Origin of the sequence: Klebsiella sp. K5-45, assembly GCF_030128605.1 — a bacterium.
Lineage (GTDB): Bacteria > Pseudomonadota > Gammaproteobacteria > Enterobacterales > Enterobacteriaceae > Klebsiella > Klebsiella quasipneumoniae.
This window is the reverse complement of sequence record NZ_JAKUZW010000004.1, coordinates 70938-94515: the sequence shown is the minus strand read 5'-3', so window position 1 is coordinate 94515 and position 23578 is coordinate 70938. Positions and strand designations below refer to the sequence as shown.

22 protein-coding genes are annotated in these 23578 nt (G+C 59.6%); 13 read left to right on the top strand and 9 right to left on the bottom strand.

Features of this window, described 5'->3' with window-relative positions:
* Positions 1–5 precede the first annotated feature (5 nt).
* Together MKS11_RS09700 and MKS11_RS09695 are read left to right on the top strand one after the other, a co-directional pair.
* Positions 6–1310 carry an NAD(P)/FAD-dependent oxidoreductase gene (locus MKS11_RS09700; RefSeq protein ID WP_008805997.1) on the top strand — a complete coding sequence of 435 codons (1305 nt, stop codon included), beginning with the start codon at positions 6–8 and terminating at the stop codon, positions 1308–1310.
* Positions 1311–1503: 193 nt separating this feature from the next.
* Complete coding sequence (locus MKS11_RS09695) at positions 1504–2043, top strand: glycine zipper 2TM domain-containing protein (protein WP_002900781.1); 540 nt, start codon at positions 1504–1506, stop codon at positions 2041–2043.
* Positions 2044–2100: 57 nt separating this feature from the next.
* Here MKS11_RS09695 and MKS11_RS09690 read toward each other — a convergent pair whose 3' ends face one another.
* A complete protein-coding gene (locus tag MKS11_RS09690) occupies positions 2101–4290 on the bottom strand; it encodes a TonB-dependent siderophore receptor (protein WP_043519501.1) in 2190 nt (729 codons plus the stop codon).
* A 69-nt stretch (positions 4291–4359) separates the two neighbouring features.
* Here MKS11_RS09690 and MKS11_RS09685 point away from each other — a divergent pair, with 69 nt between their 5' ends.
* Entirely contained in the window at positions 4360–4482 is a 123-nt protein-coding gene (locus MKS11_RS09685; RefSeq protein ID WP_004140642.1) for a hypothetical protein, read from the top strand.
* 52 nt (positions 4483–4534) lie between these two features.
* On the opposite strand, the gene MKS11_RS09680 is transcribed toward MKS11_RS09685, so the two are convergent.
* Both MKS11_RS09680 and MKS11_RS09675 read right to left on the bottom strand, forming a co-directional pair.
* Positions 4535–5170 carry a TetR/AcrR family transcriptional regulator gene (locus tag MKS11_RS09680; protein WP_004204579.1) on the bottom strand — a complete coding sequence of 212 codons (636 nt, stop codon included), beginning with the start codon at positions 5168–5170 and terminating at the stop codon, positions 4535–4537.
* A complete protein-coding gene (locus MKS11_RS09675; protein WP_048294479.1) occupies positions 5167–5286 on the bottom strand; it encodes a hypothetical protein in 120 nt (39 codons plus the stop codon). Before MKS11_RS09675 ends, MKS11_RS09680 begins: the two co-directional genes overlap by 4 nt.
* Before the next feature lie 133 nt (positions 5287–5419).
* Between MKS11_RS09675 and bhsA the strand changes: the two genes are divergently transcribed.
* The gene (gene bhsA / locus MKS11_RS09670; RefSeq protein ID WP_002900788.1) at positions 5420–5677 is read left to right on the top strand and encodes a multiple stress resistance protein BhsA; all 258 of its coding nucleotides are present in this window, start codon (positions 5420–5422) and stop codon (positions 5675–5677) included.
* 128 nt (positions 5678–5805) lie between these two features.
* On the opposite strand, the gene MKS11_RS09665 is transcribed toward bhsA, so the two are convergent.
* Positions 5806–6759, bottom strand: coding sequence for a L,D-transpeptidase family protein (locus tag MKS11_RS09665; protein WP_284109514.1), 954 nt, complete (start codon positions 6757–6759; stop codon positions 5806–5808).
* Between the two features lie 164 nt (positions 6760–6923).
* Complete coding sequence (mfd, locus tag MKS11_RS09660) at positions 6924–10370, bottom strand: transcription-repair coupling factor (RefSeq protein ID WP_065802211.1); 3447 nt, start codon at positions 10368–10370, stop codon at positions 6924–6926.
* Positions 10371–10409: 39 nt separating this feature from the next.
* Between mfd and MKS11_RS09655 the strand changes: the two genes are divergently transcribed.
* The 9 genes from MKS11_RS09655 (at position 10410) to MKS11_RS09615 (ending at position 19684) form a co-directional block, all read left to right on the top strand.
* On the top strand, positions 10410–10541 hold the full coding sequence (locus MKS11_RS09655; protein ID WP_020803207.1) for a hypothetical protein: 132 nt from the start codon (positions 10410–10412) through the stop codon (positions 10539–10541).
* A gap of 133 nt (positions 10542–10674) precedes the next feature.
* Positions 10675–11874 carry a lipoprotein-releasing ABC transporter permease subunit LolC gene (gene lolC, locus MKS11_RS09650; RefSeq protein ID WP_004204582.1) on the top strand — a complete coding sequence of 400 codons (1200 nt, stop codon included), beginning with the start codon at positions 10675–10677 and terminating at the stop codon, positions 11872–11874.
* Positions 11867–12568, top strand: a complete 702-nt coding sequence (lolD, locus tag MKS11_RS09645; RefSeq protein WP_004204584.1) for a lipoprotein-releasing ABC transporter ATP-binding protein LolD — start codon at positions 11867–11869, stop codon at positions 12566–12568. Before lolC ends, lolD begins: the two co-directional genes overlap by 8 nt.
* A complete protein-coding gene (gene lolE / locus MKS11_RS09640) occupies positions 12568–13812 on the top strand; it encodes a lipoprotein-releasing ABC transporter permease subunit LolE (RefSeq protein ID WP_008806005.1) in 1245 nt (414 codons plus the stop codon). Before lolD ends, lolE begins: the two co-directional genes overlap by 1 nt.
* A 48-nt stretch (positions 13813–13860) precedes the next feature.
* Positions 13861–14772, top strand: coding sequence for an N-acetylglucosamine kinase (gene nagK, locus MKS11_RS09635; RefSeq protein WP_032455829.1), 912 nt, complete (start codon positions 13861–13863; stop codon positions 14770–14772).
* Positions 14773–14786: 14 nt separating this feature from the next.
* Positions 14787–15617, top strand: a complete 831-nt coding sequence (gene cobB / locus MKS11_RS09630) for a Sir2 family NAD+-dependent deacetylase (protein WP_017898959.1) — start codon at positions 14787–14789, stop codon at positions 15615–15617.
* Between the two features lie 90 nt (positions 15618–15707).
* Positions 15708–16052, top strand: coding sequence for a hypothetical protein (locus MKS11_RS09625; RefSeq protein ID WP_087771211.1), 345 nt, complete (start codon positions 15708–15710; stop codon positions 16050–16052).
* Between the two features lie 282 nt (positions 16053–16334).
* Positions 16335–17963, top strand: a complete 1629-nt coding sequence (locus tag MKS11_RS09620; protein ID WP_101865473.1) for a long-chain fatty acid--CoA ligase — start codon at positions 16335–16337, stop codon at positions 17961–17963.
* Entirely contained in the window at positions 17960–19684 is a 1725-nt protein-coding gene (locus MKS11_RS09615; protein ID WP_087771213.1) for an aldehyde dehydrogenase family protein, read from the top strand. Before MKS11_RS09620 ends, MKS11_RS09615 begins: the two co-directional genes overlap by 4 nt.
* Before the next feature lie 44 nt (positions 19685–19728).
* Here the strand turns inward: MKS11_RS09615 and potD are convergent, their stop codons facing one another.
* Genes potD through potA form a run of 4 tightly spaced genes read right to left on the bottom strand, consistent with a single transcriptional unit; the run spans position 19729 to position 23531 of the window.
* On the bottom strand, positions 19729–20775 hold the full coding sequence (gene potD / locus MKS11_RS09610) for a spermidine/putrescine ABC transporter substrate-binding protein PotD (protein WP_004206631.1): 1047 nt from the start codon (positions 20773–20775) through the stop codon (positions 19729–19731).
* Entirely contained in the window at positions 20772–21557 is a 786-nt protein-coding gene (gene potC / locus MKS11_RS09605; RefSeq protein WP_004150813.1) for a spermidine/putrescine ABC transporter permease PotC, read from the bottom strand. Before potC ends, potD begins: the two co-directional genes overlap by 4 nt.
* Entirely contained in the window at positions 21554–22411 is an 858-nt protein-coding gene (gene potB, locus MKS11_RS09600) for a spermidine/putrescine ABC transporter permease PotB (RefSeq protein ID WP_004150812.1), read from the bottom strand. Before potB ends, potC begins: the two co-directional genes overlap by 4 nt.
* Entirely contained in the window at positions 22395–23531 is a 1137-nt protein-coding gene (gene potA / locus MKS11_RS09595; protein WP_004150811.1) for a spermidine/putrescine ABC transporter ATP-binding protein PotA, read from the bottom strand. Before potA ends, potB begins: the two co-directional genes overlap by 17 nt.
* Positions 23532–23578 lie beyond the last annotated feature (47 nt).

Genomic DNA, 23578 nt, shown 5'->3' with positions numbered 1-23578 from the left:
TACACATGACTACGCCATTGAAAAAAATCGTAATTGTGGGTGGCGGCGCAGGCGGACTGGAACTGGCAACTCAGCTGGGGAAAAAGTTAGGGCGCCATAAGAAAGCGAAAATCACCCTGGTGGACCGTAACCACAGCCATCTGTGGAAGCCGCTGCTGCACGAAGTGGCCACCGGTTCTCTGGATGAAGGTGTCGATGCGCTGAGCTATCTGGCCCATGCCCGCAACCACGGCTTCCAGTTCCAGCTGGGGTCGGTGGTCGATATCAATCGCGAAGGGAAGACCATCACCCTCGGCGAGCTGCGCAATGAAAAAGGCGAGCTGCTGGTGGCTGAGCGTAAACTGCCGTACGACACGCTGGTGATGGCGCTGGGCAGTACCTCGAATGACTTCAACACCCCTGGCGTTAAAGAGAATTGCATTTTCCTCGACAACCCGCACCAGGCGCGTCGTTTCCATCAGGAAATGCTCAACCTGTTCCTTAAATACTCCGCGAACCTCGGCGCTAACGGTAAAGTAAACATTGCCATCGTCGGCGGCGGCGCCACCGGCGTGGAACTCTCCGCTGAGTTGCATAATGCCGTGAAACAGCTGCACAGCTACGGCTACAAAGGGCTGACCAACGAAGCGCTGAACGTCACGCTGGTCGAAGCGGGCGAACGCATTCTGCCGGCGCTGCCGCCGCGCATTTCCGGGGCGGCGCATAATGAGCTGACCAAGCTGGGTGTACGGGTGCTGACGCAGACCATGGTCACCAGCGCCGATGCGGGCGGCCTGCACACCAAAGATGGCGAATATATTGAAGCGGATCTAATGGTCTGGGCGGCCGGGATCAAAGCGCCAGATTTCATGAAAGAGATCGGCGGCCTGGAAACCAACCGTATCAATCAGCTGGTGGTTGAGCCGACGTTGCAGACCACCCGCGACGCGGATATTTTCGCCATTGGCGACTGCGCCTCCTGCGCCCGTCCGGAGGGCGGCTTTGTGCCACCGCGTGCCCAGGCGGCGCACCAGATGGCTACCTGCGCGCTGAATAACATCCTCGCGCAGATGAAAGGTAAACCGCTGAAGGCGTATACCTATAAAGACCATGGCTCACTGGTGTCGCTATCCAACTACTCCACCGTCGGCAGCCTGATGGGCAATCTGATGCGCGGCTCGATGATGGTGGAAGGGCGCATTGCGCGCTTTGTGTACATCTCCCTGTACCGTATGCACCAGATCGCCCTGCACGGCTATTTCAAAACCGGCCTGATGATGCTGGTTGGGCGCATCAACCGCATCATTCGCCCGCGCCTCAAGCTGCATTAATCGCTGTTGCGACCCGGAGCGCGCCCTGGCTGCGCCTCCGGGCTCTTCTGCTGAACCGGCGGCGATCCCGCTCGGAATCCTCTGAATCCCTTTGATTTGCAGCGAATTCTCGCACTTTTCATCCGCTATCTGATTTGCGCCTTCCCGGGTCCGGTTGCAAAATTGTATCAACAGCAACAAAGGAGGATCTCCCGTGAATAAATCTATGTTGGCGGGTATAGGGATAGGCGTGGCTGCCGCGCTGGGCGTTGCAGCTGTCGCTGGTCTCAACGTGTTAGATCGCGGCCCGCAGTATGCGCAAGTGGTCTCCAGTACACCGATTAAAGAAACCGTGAAAACCCCGCGCCAGGAATGCCGCAATGTCACCGTGACCCATCGTCGTCCGGTACAGGATGAAAACCGCATCGCCGGTTCCGTGCTGGGCGCGGTGGCGGGCGGGGTGATTGGCCACCAGTTCGGCGGCGGTCACGGACGCAGCGTGGCGACGGTGGTGGGCGCGCTGGGCGGCGGCTATGCCGGTAACCAGATCCAGGGCGCGATGCAGGACAACGACACCTACACCACCACGCAGCAGCGCTGCAAAACGGTGTATGACAAATCCGACAAAATGCTGGGTTACGATGTGACCTATAAGATAGGCGATCAGCAGGGGAAAATCCGGATGGATCACGATCCTGGCAGCCAGATCCCGCTGGACAACAACGGCCAGCTGGTCCTGAACAACAAAATCTAAAAACAGATTTGTGTATTGATTAGCCCCTCAATCGCTCAGGCTGAGGGGCTTTTTTTATCAGAAGGTTAACGCGTAATTCAGACCGAAGGTGCGGCCGCGGCCCTTGTATTCATACAGCGACGAGCTGCCGTAGGTTGGGCTGTAGAGCAGCGGCGCGCGCTGGCCCCAGATGGTGATATAGTCTTCGTTAAGCAGGTTTTCGATACTGAAGGTCAGTTTCCCCACCGGCAGCGCGTAACTGCCGATAAAATCGACGGTGTTATAGCCTTCCAGCTTGTTGCCGGCGGCGTCGCTGAGGTCAAACACCTGCTGGCTCTGCACGCGCAGGCTCCACGGATCCGGCGCCCAGCCCACCCAGGCGGTGGCTTTGGACGGCGAGGCGAGGGTGACGTCCCACTTCTGCCAGCGGCCATCGGTCTGCACCTGTGATTTCAGCACGTTGAAGTTGCCGCCGACGCTCCAGTCGCTGTCCGGAATAAAGTAATCGACCGCACCCTCAACGCCGTAAATACGCCGTTTGTCGGACTGAACATCGATGGTCATATCGGTACGGTTGACGACGATGGTCTTATCCGAAGTCGAGTAATACGCCGCCAGCTGGGTGCGCAGGTTATCGCCGGTATAGCGCCAGCCCAGCTCATACGAGTTAACTTTGATCCCCTGCAGCGGCGAGTCATCGACGTTGACGCTGGAGAGCAGCGGCAGATGACCATTGACCGCCGCGCCGTATTTCCCGATGCCATAGTATTTACCCGGATCCGGCAGCTCAACGCCCTGCGAGAAGTTAAACCAGGTCTGCTGACGCTCGGTCAGATGGGCCACGATCCCGGCGTTAAACAGGAAGTTGTCATAATCGGTTTTGCCGCCTTTGATGGCGTCGGCGGAGCGCGCTTTGCCGTTGGCGATATCCTGTTGCTGGGCGTAGCCGACAAAGTCGTCAACCCGGTTTTCGGTCCACTGGTAGCGAACTCCGCCGCTGAGGGTAAAGATATCGTTCAGATCATAGCTCGACTGCAGGAACGGCGCGACGTTGGAGATACTGTATCCCGGATAGCGGCCGGTGGTGTAGATCGATTCGTTGTGCAGCCCGCCGGACGCCAGCGATTGTTGCAGATCGAAGAACATCTGGTTGGCATTGAAGGTCTCATGATCGGCGTCGAGACCCCAGGTGAGATCCCATCCCGCCAGCGGCTGGCTGTTGAGGGTCAGCTTTGCCCCGTACTGATCGGTATCCTGCTGCGACGAGGAGAAGCTGCTGACCTGACCTTTGCTGAGCGTCGGGAATGGATAGAAGGTGAGGGACTCATCGCGATAGTACACCTGGCTCACCAGATTCTGGCCGAAGAAATCGGCATCGGAGTACTGGAGGCTGATCAGATGGCGCTCGGTGCCGGGGATACGATCGGAATTGAGCCCATCGGTGGTGTACGCTTTGCCGCCGCTGGTGACCGCGGACATATTTTTCCCGAGCCACAGGCCATAGTCATCATCGCCCTGGCTTTTATAGTACTGGGTGACCAGCTGCAGCTGGCGGTTGTCGTCGATCTCGATCGTTCCCGTCCCCATGACGTCCAGACGATCAGAGTGCTGGAGCCCCGTTTGGGTGTTATCGAGGATCAGCGCATCGTTATTGCCGTCGTACCAACCGCCGAAACGCTGATAGGCTACCGATAAACGCCCGGACGCGTGGTCTGTCCCGCCGCTGACCGCCGCCGCGACACGCTCATCATGATCGTTGCTGTTTGCAAACCCGCTCTTGCTGCCCACCTCAAGATCGACCTGGCGATCCTGCTGCCCTTTTTTGGTGACGATGTTGATAAGTCCGCCGGTACTGCCGCCGCCGTACAGCGAGGTTGCCCCGGAGATCACTTCGACATGCTCGATGTTGAACGGGTCGATGGCGTCGAGCTGGCGGCTGTCGGTGCGGGAAGAGTTGAGCCGGACGCCGTCAATCAGCACGACGATGGCGCGCCCGCGCATGTTCATCCCATAGTTGGTGCGCCCCTGGCTGCTGACGTCGATGCCCGGGATCAGCTGCGCCAGCACGTCTTTGAACTCTTTTCCGCCCTGGACCTGCTGCTCAATTTCCTGGCCCTCAATGACCCAGGTGGTTTGGGCCATTTCGGCTACGGTGCGATGGGTGCGGTTCGCGCTAACGATGATGCTGTCTTCTTCAGACTGAGCCGCCAGCGCAGGCAGCGCGCTGGCCAGCAGCAGAGGGTGGAGCACCCAGAGGCGCTTTTTCATATCCATTCCTTTTATGAGCAAGTTGCTTTGTCGTTGTTATGGGCCGGCGTCGGGCCGGTATTCGTTACAATGCGAAACATCTGGAAAAACTCAAAAAAGGATTTTGCACATAATGAATATCGCAATCAATATCATTTGCGTTTATCTTGCGCGAGAAAAGGTAATAAAAATCAATCTATTTTGTGGGGATAAAGCGAAACGGCTGGCGGTTCCGGCGGTTGAACACCGCCGGAAGCGGGGCGCATCAGGACTCGAGGACCAGCGGCCAGAGACGGAGGGTGGTGTCAGTGATTTGCATCAGTTTGTCAAAATCGGCGCCTTCCCGTGCGCTGATGGACATCCCCTGCAGGACACAGTTGAGAAACTGCGCCAGCTGCCCCACGTCGCGGCCCGCGGGCAGTTCGCCCTGTGCTTGCCGCTGCTGCAGAAACTGGGTTAGCGCCTGCTCCTGCATCGCATGGCGGGATTTGATGGTATTGGCGATATCCGTCGAGGAGGCGGCCAGCGCGGCGGAGGTATTAATGATAAAGCAGCCGGCCGGTGTCTCTTTGCTGGTAAAACAGGTGGCGACCGCGGTGAAGTAGTCGCGCAACGCCCGATCGACGGATTTTCCCTCAGCAAACAGCACGGCTTCGTGCTTCGCGGCAAAGCGCGAAATGTAACGGTCCAATACTGCGCGGAACAGTCCTTCTTTATTCACAAATTCCGCATACAGGGTGGGGGCTTTTGCTCCTGTCGCCTCGACCAGATCGGCGAGCGAGGTCGCCTCATAGCCGTGCTGCCAGAAGAGTGTCATGGCTTTGTCCAGCGCCGCATCCCTGTCGAACACCTTCGGTCGGCCACGGCTTTTTTTGGCGCAACTTTGAACGTCAGTTGTCATGATGCCGTTGTACCTATGTTGGTTTGGTGAATCGTCATTATAAAAATAAACGATCGCCGGGGCCAGCGCTGTTGGTTCAAAAATAAATAATTCATATGCGTATGAAAATTAAGCATTTTATAAATAGTTAAACGATCGTTATAAAAATGCGTTGACGTGTGACTTAGATCACATTAATATTTACCTATCGATCGTTAAGTTAATGCTTACGACCCTACTATAAAATTCATCTGCATAGGTATAATAATCATGAAAACCGTTAATACTCTGGCTATTGCCGCCGTTCTTAGCTCCCTCTCTTTCGCCAGCTTTGCCGCTGTTGAGGTGCAGTCCACCCCAGCCGGCCAGCATAAAGTGGGTACTATCTCAGCTTCCGCAGGGACTAACCTGGGTTCGCTGGAAGACCAGCTGGCGCAGAAAGCGGATGAGATGGGCGCCACCTCATACCGTATTACTTCGGTAACCGGTCCGAATACCCTTCACGGTACCGCGGTTATCTACAAGTAAACCCGATGCGTCGCTGCCCGGCCCCCTTCACCGGTCAGCGATGAGTAAAACCCTGTTGTACCCCTGTTTGACCCTTGCCAACAAAAAACCCGCCTTCAGGCGGGTTTTTTGTTTTCTGCGGTGTGAGGTTACAGCGACTGCGGGCCGGGGTCCGCATGACGGGTGACGTCAATGGGCATGCCCGAGCGGTAATTCATCGCGCGCTCCATCACTGTTCCGTCGGTCTGCGGCGCCTGTTTGAACGCCTTAATGGCCGCGTTAAGCGTAATAGGCAGGGTCTGCGGGTCGTCATCGATATGCTCAGACAGCGGCTGATGGACCTCAACCAGACGGCGACCGTCCGGCTCTACCGACGCCTTGATCGGCGTGTTGATAATATTCACCTTCGTGCCCGGCGAGATGGCGTTGTACAGCGCCTTGATATCGTTGTCGCGCAGACGAATACAGCCGGAGCTGACGCGCATACCAATGCCGAAATCGGCATTGGTGCCGTGCAGGAGATAGACTCCGCCATAGGCGGCGAGGCGGATGGCGTGATGTCCCATCGGGTTGTCAGGACCGGCAGGCACCACCGCCGGCAGCTCAATCCCCATCGCTTTGTAGCGCGCGCGAATGTTGGCGGTTGGCGTCCAGGTCGGATTGGCCCGCTTGTCGGACACGGTGGTAACCATTGTCGGTGTGATGGTGGTTCCGCCCAGCTGGCCGATGCCTATCGGGTAGACGGTCACTTCATTCTTGCCCGGCGGGTAATAGTAGAGGCGCAGTTCGGCAAGGTTAATCACCAGCCCTTCGCGCGGCGTATCGGGCAGCAGCGTCTGCAGGGGGATGGTCAGCACGCTGCCGGCGCGCGGAACGTAGGGGTCCACCCCGGGATTGGCCTGCAGCAGGGCCAGGAAGCCGACATTGTACTTTTTGGCAATCGCCTCCAGCGAACCGCCGTTATCCTGCACCACATGAAACTGATTCTGCCCCACCAGTCGGCTGCCCGGCGGGGGAAGGGGCCAGGTGTTAGCGCGCGCGGGCAGCGCCAGCGCAGCAACCAGCGCGACCAGCGCCAGCATCAAGGGGAAACGGATTCTCATTACCATAACTCCAAAATATATAAGTGGTTATTTTTATATGAAAAAGGAGATGAGATTATGGCGTGAGTCTGTGTGGGGAAATCCAGGCGGATTGCAAAATGTTTGTAAAGATTGCCAGATATGTGGAAAGGGGGATACGGCGTAAAGGCCATATCCCCCCGCGATCAGGCGACGGCGTTCTCTTCCAGCTGGCGGATGAACTGGCGAACCCAGTCCATCCGCGTCTTACGCTCCTCGAGATCCTGCATGAACTTCAGGCGCGTCGGCCCGTCCAGGCGGAAGTGCTGCGGCTGCTTCTGCAGCAGGCCAATTAACCACACCGGATTGACGTTGTTTTTCTCGTTAAATTCGATCACGCCGCCTTTTTCGTTACTTTCCAGTTTACGGATCCCCAGCTTCTGCGCCTGCTGACGCAGACGGGCGATATCCAGCAGGTTGCGGGCGGCGTCGGGCAGGCGGCCAAAACGATCGATCAGCTCGACTTTGATCTCCTCCAGATCCTGTTCGTTTTTGGCGCTGGCAATGCGCTTATAGAACGACAGGCGGGTATTGACGTCGGGGATGAAATCGTCAGGCAGCAGGGAAGGCATGCGCAGTTCGACTTCCGTCTGCTGGCTGGTGAGATCCTCCAGCGACGGCTCGCGCCCGGCTTTCAGCGCATCCACCGCATTCTCCAGCAACTCCATATACAGGGAGAAGCCGATGGTCTCCATCTGACCGCTCTGATCTTCGCCCAGCAGTTCCCCGGCGCCGCGGATCTCCAGATCGTGGGTGGCTAGCGCAAAGCCGGCGCCGAGATCTTCCAGCGAGGCAATGGCTTCGAGGCGCTTTTGCGCATCGGTGGTCATCGCCTTTGGATGCGGCGTCAGCAGCCAGGCATAGGCCTGGTGATGGGAGCGGCCAACGCGGCCGCGCAGCTGGTGCAGCTGGGCGAGGCCAAAATGGTCGGCGCGTTCGATGATGATGGTGTTGGCGGTGGGAATGTCGATCCCGGTTTCGATGATGGTGGTGCACACCAGCACATTGAAGCGCTGGTGATGGAAGTCATTCATCACCCGCTCCAGCTCACGCTCCCGCATCTGACCGTGGCCGATGGCGATCCGCGCCTCAGGCACCAGCTCCGCCAGTTTGTCGGCGGCTTTCTGGATGTTCTCGACGTCATTAAACAGGTAGTAAACCTGGCCGCCGCGCAGCGTTTCACGCAGGATCGCCTCGCGCACCACCAGCGCATCGTATTCGCGAACGAAGGTCTTTACCGCCAGGCGGCGCGCCGGCGGCGTGGCGATGATCGACAGATCCCGCATCCCGCTCATCGCCATGTTCAGCGTTCGCGGGATCGGCGTGGCGGTGAGGGTCAGGATATCGACATCGGCGCGCATCGCTTTGATACGCTCTTTATGCCGCACGCCAAACCGGTGCTCTTCGTCGACGATCAGCAGCCCCAGATCGCGGAGCTTCACCTCGCTCTGCAGCAGCTTGTGGGTGCCGATCAAGATATCGATTTTGCCTTCCGCGGCCTGCTCGAGGATCTGCGCCTGCTCCTTAGCGCTGCGGAAACGGGAGAGCATTTCGATGCGTACCGGCCAGTTGGCGAAACGATCGCGGAAGTTGTCATAGTGCTGCTGAGCCAGCAGGGTGGTCGGCACCAGTACCGCCACCTGTTTGTGGTTCTCCACGGCGAGGAAGGCGGCGCGCATGGCCACTTCAGTTTTGCCGAAGCCCACATCGCCACACACCAGGCGGTCCATGGCCAGCGGCTGGCACATATCGCTGAGGACGGCGTTGATCGCCTGCGCCTGATCCGGCGTGGTTTCAAATGGGAAACCGTCGCAGAACAGCTGATACTGTTCGCGGTCGTGTTTAAAGGCAAACCCGGCTTTCGCTGCGCGCTGGGCGTAGATATCCAGCAATTCGGCCGCGACGTCGCGTACCTTCTCGGCCGCTTTTTGCCGCGCCCGGGTCCAGGCATCGCCGCCCAGCTTGTGCAGGGGCGCGTTCTCTTCCGCTCCGCCGGCGTAGCGGCTAATAAGATGCAGGGAGGAGACCGGAACGTATAATTTGGCATCGTTGGCGTACGTCAGCATCAGGTATTCGCCGGTGATGCCGCCCGCCTCCAGGGTGGTCATGCCTGCGTAGCGGCCCACGCCGTGTTCCAGGTGAACGACCGGCTGGCCGATATGCAGTTCGGCAAGGTTGCGAATGAGTGTGTCAGGGTTAATGGTGCGACGGGAATCCTGACGACGGCGCGCGACGCGCTCGCCGAGCAGGTCGCTCTCGCAAATCAGCGCCAGGCCGCGCTGGCTGTCGATAAACCCGTGTTCGGCGGCGCCAATCATCAGATAGCGGCCGTTGCCGGTGGCTTCCTCCAGACGCAGCACGTGTTTTGGCGCAACTTTAATCCGCGCCAGCATTTCGCTCAGCGCTTCACGGCGACCCTCGCTTTCCACCGAGAAGATAACCGGGCCGGTAAACGCTTCGAGGAAGCGGCGCAGATTATCCAGCGGCGCTTTGTTTTGCGCCTGGACGGCGATGTCCGGCAGCGTCTGGTAGCCCAGATTGGTATTTGCCGCTTTGTCCGCCAGGCGCTCGGTTTTCAGCTGTACGCGCGGCCACTTTTTCAGTTCGCTAAACAGCTCATCGCTGCGCAGCCACAGCAGTTCCGGCGGCAGGAGCGGGCGCATCGGATCGACGCCGCGGTTTTCAAAACGGGCGCGGGCTTCATTCTGGAAACGCTCCGCGCTGGCCTCGAGATCGCCGGTGTTGACGATCAGCGTGCTGGACGGGAAATAGCTGAATAACGGCGGCAGCGGCTCGCTGAAGAACAGCGGCTGCCAGTATTCGATACCGGCAGGCAGCGTCCCTTTACTGACCTGCTGATAGATATGCTCGGCATCGCGTTTCACTTCAAAGCGGTCGCGCCACTGGCTGCGGAACAGCTCGATGGCGGTCTGGTCGGTGGGGAATTCGTGCGCCGGGAGCAGGTTAATGGCCGCCACTTCCTCCAGCGTGCGCTGGCTGTCGACGTCGAACAGGCGCAGGCTGTCGATTTCATCGTCAAAGAAATCGAGGCGGTAGGGCTGGTCGCTGCCCATCGGGAACAGATCGAGCAGCGCGCCGCGGGTAGCATATTCGCCATGCTCCATCACCTGATCGACATGGCGGTAGCCGGCCCCCTCGAGCTGATCGCGCAGCGCATCGCGCGACAGGCGCTGACCCTTTTTCATCACCAGCGCGTGGCCGTGAAGGAAGCTGTGCGGACAGACGCGCTGCATCAGCGTGCTGACCGGGACGATCAGCACCCCGCGCTGCATGGTGGGTAACTGGTAAAGGGTGGCAAGACGGGAGGAGATGATGTCCTGATGCGGTGAGAAGCTGTCATAAGGGAGCGTCTCCCAGTCCGCCAGCCCCATCACCATGCTGTCGGTGAACTGCCTGATCTCGTCGTTCAGACGCAGCGCGTTTTGCATGTCAGGCGCCACCAGCACCACCGGGCCCTTGTGGCGTTCGGCCATCTCCGCCACCAGGGTGGCGCAGGCTGCGCCGGTCAACTCGCCAAGCTGGCGCTGGTCACCGGCTTTCACCGGCAATGAGTATCGATATTGTTCAGGCATAGACGGTTTCATGGTCTCTTAGGGATTCGCTCTGCCGATATGGAGGGCAACTCGCTGATATTCAATAGTGAGATTATCCGCGATTGGTCTGGATTCGCCAACCCGAATTGCCATCGCGTGTTGGGTGAAGAAAGGTCAGTGCTGTCGATAAGCGTAAAGATAAATAAGTAAGTACTTATCTATCCGTTTGTATTTGCTTGGGTTTTAGGATTTTTGCTAATAAAGTCGTCAGGTATCAGTCATTTACGCTGCCCCTAATCGCTTATATACTCGGGAATCGGCTATCAGCAACCAGATGGATGACATGTATCAACCTGCCGCACTCTTTATCGGCCTGCGCTATATGCGTGGGCGAGCAGCCGACCGCTTCGGTCGCTTCGTCTCCTGGCTTTCCACCATCGGTATTACCCTCGGCGTCATGGCGCTGGTGACGGTCCTGTCGGTGATGAACGGCTTTGAACGCGAGCTGCAAAACAACATCCTGGGGCTGATGCCCCAGGCCATACTTAGCGCCAAACAGGGTTCGGTGAATCCCCAACAGCTGCCGGAGCGCGAGGCGAAACTCCAGGGCGTAACCCGGGTGGCGCCGATCACCACCGGCGACGTGGTGCTGCAGAGCGCGCGCAGCGTGGCGGTTGGGGTCATGCTGGGCATCGACCCGGCGCAGAACGATCCCCTGACCCCGTATCTGGTGAACGTCAAACAGAGCGATCTGCAGGCGGGTAAATATAACGTTATTCTCGGCGAGCAGCTGGCGGGTCAGCTGGGGGTTAATCGCGGCGATAAAATTCGCCTGATGGTTCCTTCCGCCAGCCAGTTTACGCCGATGGGCCGCGTGCCGAGCCAGCGCCTGTTTACGGTCATCGGCACCTTCGCTGCCAACAGCGAAGTCGATGGTTATCAGATGCTGACCAACATCGACGACGCTTCCCGTTTGATGCGCTATCCGCTGGGGAATATCACCGGCTGGCGCCTGTGGCTGGATAAACCGCTGCAAGTGGATACCCTCAGCCAGCAGACGCTGCCGCCGGGCACCCAGTGGCAGGACTGGCGCGAGCGCAAGGGTGAACTGTTCCAGGCGGTGCGCATGGAGAAAAATATGATGGGCCTGCTGCTCAGCCTGATCGTCGCCGTCGCGGCCTTCAACATTATTACCTCGCTGGGGATGATGGTGATGGAGAAGCAGGGCGAAGTGGCGATCCTGCAGACCCAGGGGCTGACGCCGCGGCAGATTATGGCCGTCTTCATGGTGCAGGGCGCCAGCGCAGGGATCGTCGGCGCGCTGCTGGGAGCGGTGCTTGGTGCGCTGCTGGCCAGCCAGTTGAATAATTTAATGCCGATCATCGGCGCCTTCCTTGACGGCGCGGCGCTGCCGGTGGCGATTGAGCCGCTGCAGGTCGTCGTTATCGCCCTGGTGGCGATGGCGCTGGCATTGTTGTCTACGTTGTACCCTTCCTGGCGCGCTGCCGCCACTCAACCCGCTGAGGCTTTACGTTATGAATAAGATCCTGCTGCAATGCGACAACCTGTGCAAACGCTATCAGGAAGGCAATGTGCAAACCGATGTCCTGCACAATGTCAGCTTCAGCATTGATGAAGGCGAGATGATGGCCATCGTCGGTACCTCCGGCTCCGGCAAAAGTACCCTGCTGCATCTGCTGGGCGGCCTCGATACCCCCACCTCTGGCGACGTGATTTTCTCCGGCCAGCCGATGAGCAAGCTCTCCACCGCCGCGCGCGCCGACCTGCGTAACCGCGAGCTGGGCTTTATCTATCAGTTCCACCATCTGCTGCCGGACTTTAGCGCACTGGAAAACGTGGCGATGCCGCTGCTGATTGGCAAAAAGAAGCCGGCGGACATTGAACGCCAGGCGAAAGCGATGCTGCAGGCGGTCGGGCTTGAACACCGCAGCCATCACCGTCCGTCGGAACTCTCCGGTGGCGAACGCCAGCGGGTGGCGATTGCCCGCGCGCTGGTGAACAAACCGCGACTGGTATTGGCGGATGAGCCGACCGGTAACCTCGACGCTCGCAACGCCGACAGCATCTTCCAGCTGCTGGGCGAACTGAACCTCGCGCAGCGCACCGCGTTTCTGGTGGTGACCCACGACCTGCAGCTGGCGAAGCGGATGAGCCGCCAGCTGGAGATGCGCGATGGCCGCCTGACCGCCGACCTGACCCTGATGGGGGCCGAGTAATGGCCTCTCCGTTATCGTTACTGATTGCATTGCGTTTCAGCCGCGGCCGGCGGCGCGGCGGCATGGTGTCGCTGATCTCGGTGATCTCCACCATCGGTATTGCGCTGGGGGTGGCAGTGCTGATCGTCGGCCTCAGCGCGATGAACGGCTTTGAGCGCGAGCTGAATAACCGCGTGTTGGCGGTGGTGCCGCACGGTGAAATCGAACCCGTGAACCAGCCGTGGAATAACTGGCAGGAGGCGCTGGCTAAGGTGCAGAAAGTGAAGGGGATAGTCGCCGCGGCGCCCTATATTAACTTCACCGGCCTGGTGGAAAGCGGCAGCAATATGCGCGCCATCCAGGTGAAAGGGGTCGACCCGCAGCAGGAAACCCGGCTCAGCGCGCTGCCCACCTTTGTGCAGAATAACGCGTGGGCCGGCTTCAAGGCCGGTGAACAGCAGGTGATTCTGGGTAAAGGCGTCGCTGATGCGCTGCACGTGAAGCAGGGAGACTGGGTGTCGATCATGATCCCTAACGCCGACGCCGACCATCAGCTGCTGCAGCCGAAACGCGTCAGGCTGCATGTGACAGGTATTTTGCAGCTGAGCGGCCAGCTCGATCATAGTTTTGCCATGATCCCGATGCAGGATGCGCAGCAGTACCTGGAGATGGGCGGCAGCGTGACCGGCATCGCCATCAAGGTCACCGACGTTTTCCATGCTAACAAGCTGGTGCGCGACGCCGGCGAGGTGACCAACAGCTACGTCTATATCAAGAGCTGGATCGGCACCTACGGCTATATGTATCGCGATATCCAGATGATCCGCGCCATTATGTACCTGGCGATGGTGCTGGTGATCGGCGTGGCCTGCTTCAATATCGTCTCGACGCTGGTGATGGCGGTCAAAGACAAAAGCGGCGATATTGCGGTGCTGCGCACGCTTGGCGCAAAAGACGGCTTAATTCGCGCGATTTTCGTGTGGTATGGTTTATTAGCCGGATCGGTAGGCAGCCTGTTTGGGGTGGTGATCGGCGTGATCTGCGCGTTGAACCTGACGTCAATCATCAACGGCATCGAATACCTGATTGGGCATAAATTCCTCTCCGGCGACATCTATTTTATTGACTTCCTGCCGTCAGAACTGCACTGGCTGGACGTCTTTTATGTGCTGGTGACAGCACTGTTGCTGAGTTTGCTGGCCAGCTGGTATCCCGCCCGCCGCGCCAGCCGTATCGACCCGGCGAGGGTGCTGAGTGGCCAGTAATTTATCGTCATCGTCGGCCTGGCTGACGACACAAGAGGAATTGCTGAAATGTACTATGGATTTGACATTGGCGGCAGCAAGATAGCGCTGGGCGTATTTAATCAGGAGCGGCGACTGCAGTGGGAAAAACGCGTCGCCACGCCGAAAAGCAGTTATGAGGATTTTCTTCAGGCGGTAGAGGCGCTGGTCCGCGAGGCCGATGAGCGCTTCGACCAGCAGGGGTCGGTTGGGATCGGTATCCCGGGGATGCCGGAAACGGCGGACGGCACGCTGTATGCCGCTAACGTGCCTGCCGCCAGCGGCCGGCCGCTGCGCGCCGACCTCAGCGCGCGGCTGGGGCGCGATGTGCGCCTCGATAATGACGCCAACTGCTTCGCGCTGTCGGAAGCGTGGGACGATGAGTTTACGCAATACCCGCTGGTGATGGGGCTGATCCTCGGCACCGGCGTGGGCGGCGGCCTGGTGTTGAACGGTAAATCGATTACCGGACATAGCTATATCACCGGCGAGTTTGGTCATATTCGTCTGCCGGTGGATGCCCTGGAGGTGGTCGGGCGTGATTTTCCGCTGCTTCGCTGCGGCTGCGGCCAGCTGGGCTGCATTGAAAATTATCTCTCCGGCCGCGGTTTTGCCTGGCTGTATGAACATTTTTATCAGCAACCGCTCACCTCGCCGGAGATTGTGGCGCAGTGGCAGCAGCACGATCCGCGCGCCCAGGCGCACGTAGAGCGCTATCTCGATCTGCTGGCGGTGTGTCTGGGGAATATACTGACCATTGTCGACCCGGATTTGCTGGTGCTCGGCGGTGGATTATCTAACTTTACGGCCATTAGCGAAGGGCTGGCGCAGCGATTACCGCGCCATCTTCTGCCGGTCGCCAGGGTACCGCGCATTGAGCGCGCGCGCCACGGCGATGCCGGGGGAATGCGCGGTGCGGCCTTCCTTCATCTGACTCATTAATCACAGAGGTAGCTATGCAGTCGCGCCGTTTACATCGATTGAGCCGTTTTCGTCGCAATAAACGTCAGTTGCGTGACCGTCTGCGTCAGCGGATTTTCTTTAGGGAGGACAGGATGAAGCCTGAAGCGATGGCCAAACCGAGAGTGGTGGTGTTAACCGGCGCGGGGATATCGGCGGAGTCGGGGATCAAAACTTTCCGCGCGGCCGATGGCCTGTGGGAAGAGCATCGGGTGGAAGATGTGGCGACGCCGGAAGGTTTTGCCCGCGACCCGGCGCTGGTGCAGGCGTTCTACAACGCCCGCCGTCGTCAGCTGCAGAGTCCGGAGATCGCGCCGAACGCGGCGCATCTGGCGCTGGCGCGTCTGGAGGATCTGCTGGGCGACCATTTTCTGCTGGTCACCCAGAATATCGATAATCTGCACGAACGCGCCGGCAACCGCCGGGTGATCCATATGCACGGCGAGCTGCTGAAGGTGCGCTGTTCGTGGAGTGGCCAGGTACTGGAGTGGACCGGCGACGTCACCGCAGAGGACAAGTGCCACTGCTGCCAGTTCCCGGCGGCGCTGCGTCCCCACGTGGTCTGGTTTGGCGAAATGCCGCTGGGGATGGACGAGATCTACAGCGCGCTGGCCGAAGCGGATATCTTTATCGCCATCGGCACCTCCGGCCACGTTTATCCGGCGGCCGGCTTTGTGCACGAGGCGCGGCTGCACGGCGCCCACACCGTTGAACTGAACCTGGAGCCCAGCCAGGTGGGCAGCGAGTTTGCCGAAAAGCACTACGGACTGGCGAGCGAAGTGGTGCCCGCCTTTATCGATAAGCTGCTACAGGAAAACGCGCTGTAAACTGAAGCAGCCTGCCGGGGACGAGGGCGACGCCCGCCGCCTCCGGCAGCGCTGCTGACAAGGATGTCACGTCATGACAGGAGTCAGACCATGCATAATCCGCTGGTTATCGAAGCGATCATGTTGTTCGCGGCCATTCTCGTTGGCGTCTGGAGCCAGCGTGCTTTACCGCTACACGCCGACAGCCGACCGATCCTCTTCCTGCTGTGTCTGTTCGTCGGCACCGGCAGCGCATTGTGCCTGCTGCTGGATGGTTTAGCCCTGCTGTTCACCGGTCAGGCCGCGAAGGGTGGTGTGCGAATATACGGCCCGTTGCTGCTGCTGGTGGCGCTGTGGAAACCCCTCAACGGCGTTGTCGGCATCATGGAGCGTGTTTTGCAGCGGCGAGCCGCAAAAGGGAAGGGCAAAGACCAGCGCGACGGCGGACGATGCTGATCCGCTTCCCCCTGAGACGCGCATAACTTTCTCCTGGCTACCGTCAGCCCCCGGCGGTCGCTCTGACGATATCGCCCGGACCGGCGCCGGGCAATGACCTCCATCCTGCCATTCTCGGCTTCTCCTTTCTGAGCGATTCCCTACTCTATTTTGTGCGTGACCGCTGATTTCTGTACGTTTTTTTGTGCATACCGGCAAATGTAGACCAGATTCAATAGGCGTCCGCACGTTCGCGCCGCGACCCTGTTCCCCCGCCCGGAAGTCTGCAAAGGAGACCCCGCCATGCCGTCACCGATGATTTATCAGGATCTTACCACCACCGCGCTGCTCAGCCATGCGGCGCAATACCACAGCGAGACCGAGATCGTCTCGGTGAGCGCTGGCGGTGAGAAGGAGCGCAGCAGCTGGGGGGAGGTGGCCTGCCGCGCTCAGCGGCTGGCGTCGGCGCTGGCATCATTGGGGCTGCCACCGGGCGCCCGCTGCGCCACCCTCGCATGGAACAACCGTCGCCACCTGGAGATCTATTTTGCCGTCGCCTCCGGCGGCTGGGTAACGCATACCGTCAATCCGCGGCTGTCGGTTGACCATCTACTGTATATCCTCAACGACGCTGCCGACGAAGTGCTGTTCTTTGATCAGACCTTTTTGCCGCTGGTAGCGCAGCTGCAGGCGCAGCTGCCGACGGTGAAACACCTCGTGCTGATGGAGCCGCGCAGCGAAGCGGCGCTCAGCCAGCTGCCCTCATTGCTGTTTTATGACGATCTGTTGCAGCAGGGAATGGCAAACTATCGCTGGCCGCAGTTGAATGAACTGACGCCGGCCTCGCTCTGCTATACCTCGGGAACCACTGGCCGGCCGAAAGGGGTGTTGAATACCCATCGTTCGCTGGTCCTGCACGCTTTGAGCGGCAATCAGCCGGACGCCGCCGGGATATCGGCCAGGGACAGTCTGTTGCCGGTGGTGCCGATGTTCCATGTCAACGCGTGGGGGACGCCGTTTATCGCCGCCATGGTCGGGGCGCGGCTGGTGCTGCCGGGGCCGCACCTCGATGGCGACAGCCTGCTGCAGCTGCTGGCTGCCGAGAAAGTAACCGTGGGGTTTGGCGTACCGGTGATCTGGGCCGGCTTGCTGGCGGCGATGCGTCGGACAGACGTGAGAATGCCTGAATTCAAACGTGCGCTGGTTGGTGGCTCCGCGCTGCCGCCGTCGATGGCCGAGGCCTTTCAGCGCGATTACGGCATTGCGCTGACCCACGCCTGGGGAATGACCGAAACATCGCCTATCGGCACCATCAACACGCTGTTGAGCAAACATGACGCCCTCCCGGCACAGGAGCAGCAAAAGCAGCGTACCGGTCAGGGGCGGCCTATTTTTGGCATCGAGCTGCAGGTGGTCGACGTGGATGGCGAACCGTTGCCCCGGGATGGTCAAAGTCAGGGGTATCTGCAGGTGAGGGGGCACTGGGTGGTAGAGCAATACTATGGTCAGGACGAAAGCGCCCTGACCGCGGCAGGCTGGTTTGATACCGGCGATATCGGTACGCTCGACGCCAATGGTTATCTGGTGATCAGCGATCGGGCAAAGGATATTATCAAGTCCGGTGGCGAGTGGATCTCCACCGTTGAGCTGGAGAATATTGCCATCGCGCATCCGGCGGTACGCAGCGCGGCGGCCATCGCCGCCCGCCACCCGCGCTGGGACGAACGGCCGGTGCTGCTGTGCGTCCGTGCGGAAGGGGGGGAAGTGGAGGAGAGCGATCTGCTGGCCTGGTTTGAGAAACGGGTGCCCAAGTGGCAGATCCCGGATCGGGTGATATTTGTCGATGCGCTACCGGTCAGCGCCACGGGTAAGGTGCTTAAAAACCAGCTGCGCCAGGCCTACGGGGAAATTTTAATGAGTGAGGGACAATGAGCCACGCGCGACCCGGTCTGACGACCTGCTCTCAGTATGACGCAGCGCTGCACGCCTTGTCGGCGGCGCGCCAGCGCTGGGCGGAAACCTCAGTGAACCGTCGTCTGGCGCTCCTGCGCCAGATCAAGGATGCCCTGGCCAGCATAGCGCCGGCGTGGGTGGAGGCGGCGGCGAGGGCTAAAGGGCTGCCGCCGGGGGATCCGCTGACGGGCGAAGAATGGCTGGCGGGCCCCTGCGCGCTAATGGTCGGCTGCAACGGGCTTATCACCACCCTGGAGCAACTGGAGGAGAAAACCTTTCTGCGGCGGATCCCGCTGAGGACGCTGGCGGACGGCCGGCTGGCGCTGCGGGTGGTGCCCGGCACGCTCTGGGATCGGTTGCTGCTCTCCGGTATTCGCGCTGAAATTTGGATGCAGCCGGGAGTCACCCGGGCCAATCTCGATCGCTGCGCGGCAGCCGCATACGACATCCCGCCGGCCGCGCGGCAGGGCAAGCTGGCGCTGGTGCTCGGCGCCGGAAATGTGGCCTCTATCGCGCCGCTGGACGTGTTACACAAGCTGTTTATTGAAAATCAGGTCTGCCTGCTGAAGCTCAACCCGGTGAATGATTATCTGCACGATCTGCTGGCTCAGGCTCTGGCGCCGCTGATCGCCATGGATGCGCTCCGCATCGTCACCGGCGACGCCCGGGCGGGGGCGTGGCTGACCACCCATCCCGCTGTCGATGAGATCCATATCACCGGATCGCGGGAGAGCCATGACGCCATCGTCTGGGGCGACGGTGAGGCCGCTCGCCAGCGTCGGGCCGCCGGGATGCCGCTGAACCCGCGCCGGGTGACCTCAGAGCTGGGCGGGGTCAGCCCCACCATTATCGTCCCCGGGCCATGGAGCGAGGCGGATATCGCTTTTCAGGCGCAGCAGCTGGCGACGCAGAAAATGAACAACGGCGGGTTTAACTGCGTGGCCAGCCAGGTGCTGATCCTGCAGCAGGGCTGGGAGCCGGCGTCGGCCCTGCTTAACCAGCTGTACCGGCTGATCGCCGCCAATACCCGCCAGGACTATTACCCCGGTGCGGAAAACCGGTTGACTAACTTTCGCCTGCGCGCCCGCCAGCCGCTGGAGATAGCGCGCGGCGATGCGCTGCCGTTGATTGTGGCGAACACCGAGGATGACCCCGACTTCTGCCAGCAGGAGGTCTTTGGTCCGGGGCTGTCGATCACCCGCCTTGAGGCCGACAGCGCGGAAAGCTTTCTGCGTCAGGCGATCGGCTATGCCAATCAGCGGCTGCAGGGCACGCTGGGAGCCAATATTGTGATCCACCCGCGCACCCGTAAAGCGATAGGGCGTAAGCGTTTTAACGCGCTGATCGCCGAGCTGCGCTACGGCACGGTGGCGATCAACTGCTGGAGCGGGGTGGCCTTCCTGTTAGCCCCTTGCCCGTGGGGGGCGTTTCCTGGCCATACGCTCGACGATATTCAGAGCGGGCGGGGCAAGGTGCATAACAGCTTTATGCTGGAGAAAGCCGAGCGCACGGTGATTGAGGCGCCGTTTCGGCCGTTTCCGCGCAGTCTGTTGCATGGCGAACTGACGCTGATGCCTTTGCCGCCCTGGTTTATTACCCACCGGGGGCAGGAAGCGGTGGCGCAGCGGCTGGTGGATTTTTACCATCGGCCGCGCTGGCGCAAGCTGCCGGCGATCCTCTGGCGCGCGCTGAGAGGCTAAACTGAGGGGAAAAAAGGGCGGAACCGTGGTTCCGCCCTGCGGGATTAGCGGCCCGCTTTCAGCTTCTGGTAATACTCTTCATAAATGGCGCTGGCGCTGCCGACGTCATTCTGCCATTCGCCTTTTTCGATGGTGGCGGCGTCCGGATAGAGCGATTTATCGTTGGCCACTGCCGGGCTGAGCATTTTGCGCGCCGCCAGGTTTGGCGTGGGGTAGCCGATGGTTTCCGCGACCTGTTTGGCAACATCCGGGCGCAGCAGGAAGTTAATCAGCTTCAGCGCGCCGTCGACGTTCTTAGCATTTGCCGGAATCGACAGGCTGTCCATCCAGAAGATGCCGCCTTCTTTCGGCCAGATCACTTCCAGCGGAGTACCGGCCTGGCGTGCGACGTAAGCCGAGCCGTTCCATACCATCCCGAGGTTCACTTCGCCTTCCATATACGGGTTCGCCGGGTTATCGGAGTTAAACGCCGCGACGTTGGGCATCAGTTTTTTCAGCTCGTTATAGGCGGCTTCAATCTCTTTCGGGTCGGTCGTGTTGCCGGAATAACCCAGCTTACGCAGCGCCATCTGGAACACTTCGCGCGCGTCGTCGGTTAGCAGCAGGCTACTTTTGTATTCCGGTTTCCACAGGTCGGCCCAGCTGGTGACGGTTTTCGGATCGATAGCGTCGCTGTTGACGCCGATAGCCGTCGCCCCCCAGATGTAGGGGATGGAGTAGTCGTTATTCGGGTCGAACGGTTTGTTCAGCATCTGCGGATCGAGGTTGCTGAAGTTAGTCAGCTTGCTCTTATCGATCTTCTGCAGCATACCTTCTTTGCGCATCTTGTCGACGAAGTAGGTCGACGGGACGACCAGATCGTACGCTCCGTCTTTATAGGTCTTGAGCTTGGCGTACATGGTTTCGTTCGACTCGTAGGTCGAGTAAATAACCTTGATGCCGGTCTCTTTGGTGAACTGCTCCAGCAGGCCCGGCGGCACATATTCGGTCCAGTTGTAGAAGTAGAGCGTTTTGCTGTCGTCCGCGTGGGCAGCGCTCATGCCGATTGCCAGAGCGCCCGCCGCGAGCAGGTGGCGTGACCATTTTTTCATTTTAACGTCCCCTGAGTTTTATCACGTGCAATTAACTGACTGGCGATGACCATCACCAGCGACAGAACCAACAGTATCGTTGCCAGGGCGTTCACCTCTGGCGAAACGCCGACCTTCACCATCGAATAGATCTTCAGCGGCAGGATTTCATACCCCGGACCGGTGACGAACGAGGAGACCACCACGTCATCCATCGACAGCGTGAAGCTCAGCAGCCACCCGGCGGCCACCGCCGGCAGGGCCAGCGGTAGGATGATTTTACGCAGGATGGTCATCTCGCTGGCGCCCAGATCTTTCGCCGCCTCCAGCATCCGCACGTCAAAGCCTTTCAGCCGGGAGTATACGGTGACCACCACAAACGGCAGGCAAAAGGTGATATGCGAAAACAGCAGCGACCAGAAGCCAAGCTGGACGCCAATCAGCATAAACAGCACCAGCAGGGAGATAGCCATGACAATATCTGGCGACATCATCACTACAAACAGCATACCGCTAACGAACGGTTTGCCGCGAAAGCGATAGCGATACAGCGCCACGGCGGTCAGCGAGCCGATAAGGGTGGCGAAGGTCGCCGAAAGCACCGCCATGGTCAGCGAGTGCTGGGCGGCCTGCAGCAGGCTATCGTTGTTCATCAGCAGGCTATACCAGTCGGTGGTGAACCCCTGCCAGTTGATGCCGAAGCGCGACCGGTTAAATGAGTTAACGATCAGGATAATAATAGGGATGTAGAGATACGCGTAGATAGCGGTCATAAAGCCGCCGCGCAGCAGTCGACCGATCATTCCAGCTCCACCTTTTTATTCAGCAGGCGCGCCGCGCGCCAGTAAATCAACAGCATCAGGCCCATCACCAGGGTTAAGGTAATGCTGGTTGCCGCGCCGAACGGCCAGTCGCGAATATTGAGGAACTGGCTCTTGATCACGTTGCCGATCAGCAGGTTCTTGGCGCCGCCCATCAGGTCGGAAACGTAGAATAGCCCCATCGCCGGCAACATCACCAGCAGGCAGCCGGCGATGATCCCCGGCATGGTTAGCGGAATGATGATGCGGATAAACGTCTGCAGCTTGCTGGCGCCGAGATCTTTCGCCGCTTCCAGCAGCGGACGGTCCAGTTTCTCAATGCTGGAGTAGAGCGGCATCACCATAAACGGCAGCAGGATGTATACCAGGCCGATAATCACCGCCGACGGGGTGAACATAATGCGTATCGGCGTGTCGATCACTCCCAGCCACAGGAGAAACTCGTTAAGGTAGCCTTTGGTGCTGAGGAAAATCTTCAGCCCGTAGATGCGGATCAACGAGTTGGTCCAGAAGGGAACGATCAGCAGGAACAGCAGCAGGGGGCGCACCTTCTGCGGCAGCCGGGCAAGGAACCACGCAAACGGGTAGCCCAGCGCCAGGCAGGCGAGGGTCGCCAGCAGCGCCATGTTCAGCGAATGCAGCAGCACGTCGTAATAGAGCGGATCCAGCAGCCGCGAGTAGTTGTCCAGCGTGAAGACCAGCTTGACGAAGTTAGCGTCGTCGCGGGTCAGGAAGCTGGTGGCGATGATCATCAGGTTGGGCAGAAAGACAAACAGCACCAGCCAACCAACGATGGTGGCGATCACCACATTCTGGAATTTACTGGTGTTCTTCATCGGCCAGCACCACCTCCCAGCTCTCTACCCAATTGATAGACATTTTCTGATCAAGAGAGTGGTCGAAATCCGGGTCGTCTTCGTTAAAGAATTCGCTGACCATCACCATTTTGCCGTTTTCCAGCTCCACCACCGACTCGAGGGTCATGCCCTTATAGTTGCGCTCGCGGACATAGCCTATCAGGCCGTCGGCGTCGCTGTTGTGGTGGATCTCATCGACGCGCAGATCTTCCGGGCGCAGCAGGACATGCAGGCGCTGGCCGGCCTCCACCGCAAAATTGACGGTGATGTTGCATTCACGCCCTTCCACGCTGGCCCGCACGCGCTGTTCGTCGAGGCGTTCAATGACCGTGGCGTCGAAGATATTGATCTCGCCGATAAAGCTGGCGACGAACAGGTTTTTTGGCTCTTCGTAGATCTCGCGCGGGGTGCCGTCCTGCTCAATTTTGCCATCACGCATCACCACGATGCGATCGGACATGGTCAGGGCCTCTTCCTGGTCGTGAGTGACGAAGACGAAGGTGATGCCGAGCTTACGCTGCAGCGCTTTCAGTTCGTTCTGCATCTGCTTGCGCAGCTTGTAATCCAGCGCCGAAAGGGACTCATCGAGCAGCAGCAGGCGCGGTTTGTTGACCACCGCGCGGGCGATGGCCACGCGCTGCTGCTGGCCGCCGGAGAGCTGGTGCGGTTTGCGCTGGGCAAAGGCCTCCAGCTGCACCATCTTTAAGGCATCCATCACCCGCGGTGTGATTTCCGCCGCCGGGGTTTTCTGCATCCGCAGGCCAAAGGCGACGTTCTCGAACACCGTCATATGCGGAAACAGGGCGTAGCTTTGGAATACGGTATTAACGTGGCGGTTTTCCGCCGGAACATGAGTGATATCGTGATCTTCGAGATGGATCCGTCCGCTGTCGACGTTTTCCAGGCCGGCAATAAGGCGCAGAACGGTGGTTTTACCGCAGCCAGAGGGGCCAAGCAGGGTGAGAAACTCACCATTGTTGATGGTCAGGTTAAGGTTATCGATGACCGTTTTACCATCAAAGCTCTTGCGAATTCCCGCCAGATGCACCAGCGGCGAACGCGAACGCGGTTGTATATTCAATTTTTGACTCTGTCCCATGTAGACGCAACGGAAATTTCCGGCCGCTGCGGGGTTTGTGATTAACC

Coding starts and splice junctions, on each gene's coding strand:
- MKS11_RS09700 (WP_008805997.1), top strand. CDS start 6: ATGACTACGCCATTGAAAAAAATCGTAATTGTGGGTGGCGGCGCAGGC.
- MKS11_RS09690 (WP_043519501.1), bottom strand. CDS start 4,290: ATGAAAAAGCGCCTCTGGGTGCTCCACCCTCTGCTGCTGGCCAGCGCG.
- MKS11_RS09685 (WP_004140642.1), top strand. CDS start 4,360: ATGCGAAACATCTGGAAAAACTCAAAAAAGGATTTTGCACATAATGAA.
- MKS11_RS09680 (WP_004204579.1), bottom strand. CDS start 5,170: ATGACAACTGACGTTCAAAGTTGCGCCAAAAAAAGCCGTGGCCGACCG.
- MKS11_RS09675 (WP_048294479.1), bottom strand. CDS start 5,286: ATGCTTAATTTTCATACGCATATGAATTATTTATTTTTGAACCAACAG.
- bhsA (WP_002900788.1), top strand. CDS start 5,420: ATGAAAACCGTTAATACTCTGGCTATTGCCGCCGTTCTTAGCTCCCTC.
- MKS11_RS09665 (WP_284109514.1), bottom strand. CDS start 6,759: ATGAGAATCCGTTTCCCCTTGATGCTGGCGCTGGTCGCGCTGGTTGCT.
- mfd (WP_065802211.1), bottom strand. CDS start 10,370: ATGCCTGAACAATATCGATACTCATTGCCGGTGAAAGCCGGTGACCAG.
- MKS11_RS09655 (WP_020803207.1), top strand. CDS start 10,410: ATGGAGGGCAACTCGCTGATATTCAATAGTGAGATTATCCGCGATTGG.
- lolC (WP_004204582.1), top strand. CDS start 10,675: ATGTATCAACCTGCCGCACTCTTTATCGGCCTGCGCTATATGCGTGGG.
- lolD (WP_004204584.1), top strand. CDS start 11,867: ATGAATAAGATCCTGCTGCAATGCGACAACCTGTGCAAACGCTATCAG.
- lolE (WP_008806005.1), top strand. CDS start 12,568: ATGGCCTCTCCGTTATCGTTACTGATTGCATTGCGTTTCAGCCGCGGC.
- nagK (WP_032455829.1), top strand. CDS start 13,861: ATGTACTATGGATTTGACATTGGCGGCAGCAAGATAGCGCTGGGCGTA.
- cobB (WP_017898959.1), top strand. CDS start 14,787: ATGCAGTCGCGCCGTTTACATCGATTGAGCCGTTTTCGTCGCAATAAA.
- MKS11_RS09625 (WP_087771211.1), top strand. CDS start 15,708: ATGCATAATCCGCTGGTTATCGAAGCGATCATGTTGTTCGCGGCCATT.
- MKS11_RS09620 (WP_101865473.1), top strand. CDS start 16,335: ATGCCGTCACCGATGATTTATCAGGATCTTACCACCACCGCGCTGCTC.
- MKS11_RS09615 (WP_087771213.1), top strand. CDS start 17,960: ATGAGCCACGCGCGACCCGGTCTGACGACCTGCTCTCAGTATGACGCA.
- potD (WP_004206631.1), bottom strand. CDS start 20,775: ATGAAAAAATGGTCACGCCACCTGCTCGCGGCGGGCGCTCTGGCAATC.
- potC (WP_004150813.1), bottom strand. CDS start 21,557: ATGATCGGTCGACTGCTGCGCGGCGGCTTTATGACCGCTATCTACGCG.
- potB (WP_004150812.1), bottom strand. CDS start 22,411: ATGAAGAACACCAGTAAATTCCAGAATGTGGTGATCGCCACCATCGTT.
- potA (WP_004150811.1), bottom strand. CDS start 23,531: ATGGGACAGAGTCAAAAATTGAATATACAACCGCGTTCGCGTTCGCCG.